This window comes from Hyphomonas sp. UBA3601 (genome assembly GCF_002375605.1).
Classification (GTDB): domain Bacteria; phylum Pseudomonadota; class Alphaproteobacteria; order Caulobacterales; family Hyphomonadaceae; genus Hyphomonas.
Window position 1 is genome coordinate 25,975 of record NZ_DFME01000068.1, and the last position, 3,056, is coordinate 29,030.

The window sequence follows — 3,056 nt, forward strand, 5'->3', positions numbered from 1 at the left end:
CGATGTCAGCGACGAGGACTAACGTCCCGAGCGGCGACTGGAAACGACCATGAGAAGGCCGTCCAGCGTCGATGCACTTGCGGAGTTTGGACGTGCGCGCTTGTCACGCTCTTTCTTCATGCGCGACTTCCTGTATTCGGATATCGCCGCGCTTCACGGCTTCTCGAACGTTCCCGATGATCCGGACCTTGCCATTACCGCCGGCACGAAGCTCTGCACGGAATTGCTGGAACCCTTGCAGGACGTTTTCGGGCGCATCGCCATCCGGTCCGCCTATCGCTCTGCTGAAGTGAATGGATTTGGCAACCAGATGCAGCGGGACAAGAAGAAGGGCTACAATTGCGCCTCGAACGAAAGCAATTACGGCCATCATATCTGGGACCGGCGGGATGCCGAAGGAAACATGGGTGCAACCGCCTGCGTCGTCATTCCAGCCTTCTACGATGCTTTCCACGCAGAAGGGGACTGGCAGAAACTGGCCTGGTGGATCCACGACCATTTGCCTTATTCAACGCTATACTTCTTCCCGAAACTCTGGGCCGTGAACATTCAGTGGCGCGAAAATCCGGTTCGCCAGATCGACAGCTATACCCCGCCGCGTGGTCGGCTGACAGATGAGAGTAAGCCGAATTTTCACGGCTCACACGAAGCGGATTGGGCATCCCTGCGTGACGTTTTCCCGAAAGCCTGAAAGGGTCAGCTGGCAAGCGCTGCAGATATCTCCGCATGCGACGCAAACACATCCTGCGCGCCCGCCGCCCTGAGCCGGTCGCCAAGCCCCGCATCGGCATGACCACCGCCCGTAAAGCCCCACGCTGTCATCCCGGCGGCGCGCGCGGCTGTCACACCATTCACGCTGTCTTCGAGTACGACACATTTGTCGGGCCGGGCACTGATCTGTTCGGCTGCGTGCAGAAACAGGTCAGGCGCAGGCTTTCCATCGGTAACGAGGTCTGAGGAATATATGTGCGGCGCAAAAGTATCGTACAGGCCAGTGAGACGAAGTTTACGGACGAGCTTTGGTGCCTCGGAAGACGACGCCACTGCCTGCGCCCCAGAGAACGCGGCGGAAATGTCCAACACACCTTCAATCGCGCGCAGATCCGTTTCGAAGTGTTGCCAGATGCGCGCCTGCAACTGGTCGGCAAAATCCGGAGGCAAGGGGCGTCCACGCTCAATGGCATCCGCCGCGAGAGCCGCATGGAAGTCCCGATTGTGCAGGCCGACAAAACGCGAAACGAAAATCTCGAACGGATAGTCGAGCCCCCAGCCAGAGAGCATTTCCCGTTCAGTGGCGATGGAGATTGTTTCGGAGTCGACCAACACCCCATCGCAATCAAAGATCAAGGCTTCCACAGAGCCTATCCCCGCCGCCCGAACAGGCGTTCGATGTCGGCGAGCTTCAGCTCCACATAGGTCGGCCGCCCATGATTGCACTGGCCGGAATGTGGCGTCGCTTCCATCTGGCGGAGCAGCGCATTCATCTCCTCGCCATTCAGTCGTCGTCCGGCTCGCACTGAACCGCGGCACGCCATGTTCCCCATGACTTCCTCGAACCGCTCCTTGAGCGCGAGGCCCGCATCATATTCGGCGAAGTCATCGGCGAGATCACGGATCAAGCCCATTGCGTCCATTTCCCCGAACAGGGCGGGGGTGGCCCGTACACAGATCGCGCCGGCCCCAAAAGGTTCGATTTCCAGACCCAGCTCAGCCAACTCGTCGGCGCGCTCGAGCACGCGGGTCGCCTCGTCCTCAGTAAGCTCCACCACATCCGGGATCAGCAGCGCCTGACGCCTTACCCCGCCCGCAGCCATTTGGCGTTTCATGTCCTCGTAGACCAGCCGCTCATGAGCGGCATGCTGATCCACGATAACGATGCCATCCGCTGTCTGCGCGACGACATAGGTTTCGTGCAACTGAGCGCGGGCGACGCCGAGTGGAAAGTCAGAAGGCATACCTTGCGCGGGCGCGGCTTCCGGCTCCACCCGTGCGGACGGAGCGGCATCATGTCGATAGGCAGGCGGTGGTGCTTCTTGCAGCCCCGCCATCACATCGCCAGAGGGCGGAAGAGGCTGATCGAAATCAATGCCCGATGGCTGGCGATAATAGGAAGAGGGGGAAGCCTGTCGCTCTGGCGCAGATGGCAACGACCAGAGATTGGCTGACGTGGCCTCTTCGATCCGAACCTTGCCGAGCGCAGAATTCGCGACCGTGGTCGACGCTCTGTGTCCCGCCGCGGCCAGCGCATGACGCAGTGCGCCAATCATCAAACCTCTTACATTCCCCGCATCGCGGAAGCGCACCTCGGTCTTGGCGGGGTGCACGTTCACATCGACATATTCCGGGTCAAGATCAACAAACAGCGCCGCCAACGGGTGCCGGTCGCGCGCCAGGAAATCCTGATAGGCGGCGCGGATTACGCCATTCAGCATACGGTCCTTCACGGGCCGGCCATTGACGAACAGGAATTGCATCTGGGCGTTGCCGCGATTGAGCGTCGGCAGGCCGGCAAAGCCAGCAAGGCGAACACCTTCGCGCTCGGCATCAATCTCCAGCGCGTTCTCACGGAAATCACGTCCCATGATTGCGCCGAGCCGGGCCAGTTGGCCGGAGGCGCCTTCGGCTTCAGCGGCATAGCGCAGCGAGTTCCGGCCATTATTTTCCAGCGAGAAAGCAACATGCGGATTGGCCATGGCGAGACGCTTGATCGTGTCAGTCACAGCCATGCTTTCGGCGCGCTCGCCTTTCATGAACTTCAACCGGGCGGGAGTCGCATAGAACAGGTCGCGCACTTCGATGCGGGTGCCAGTCTCGCCGCGCCCGGTAAACGCCGCCGGGCGAGGACCTTCCATCCGTCCCGCCTCAACAAAGACTTCGGCTGCGTCTTCGCCGGTCGCGCGGGATGAAATGCTGCAGCGGCTGACCGAGGCAATCGACGGCAACGCTTCACCCCGGAAGCCCATCGTGTGGATGTTCAGCAAATCCACCCGCCCGCCGGCATCCGGCACGAGTTTGGAGGTTGCATGGCGTTCCAGCGCGACGAGCAGATCGTCGGC

General features: G+C 61.0%; 3 protein-coding genes. 1 reads left to right on the plus strand and 2 read right to left on the minus strand.

The genetic code is table 11. The annotated features are described in order from the left end of the window. Positions 1-49 precede the first annotated feature (49 nt). Positions 50-691 carry a hypothetical protein gene (locus B4F73_RS07235; protein WP_290482872.1) on the plus strand — a complete coding sequence of 214 codons (642 nt, stop codon included), beginning with the start codon at positions 50-52 and terminating at the stop codon, positions 689-691. Between the two features lie 5 nt (positions 692-696). Here B4F73_RS07235 and B4F73_RS07240 read toward each other — a convergent pair whose 3' ends face one another. Both B4F73_RS07240 and mutL read right to left on the minus strand, forming a co-directional pair. Continuing rightward, positions 697-1,356, minus strand: coding sequence for an HAD family hydrolase (locus B4F73_RS07240; protein ID WP_290482873.1), 660 nt, complete (start codon positions 1,354-1,356; stop codon positions 697-699). A gap of 5 nt (positions 1,357-1,361) precedes the next feature. After that, a partial coding sequence (gene mutL, locus B4F73_RS07245; RefSeq protein WP_290482874.1) for a DNA mismatch repair endonuclease MutL occupies positions 1,362-3,056 on the minus strand: 1,695 nt, incomplete at its 5' end.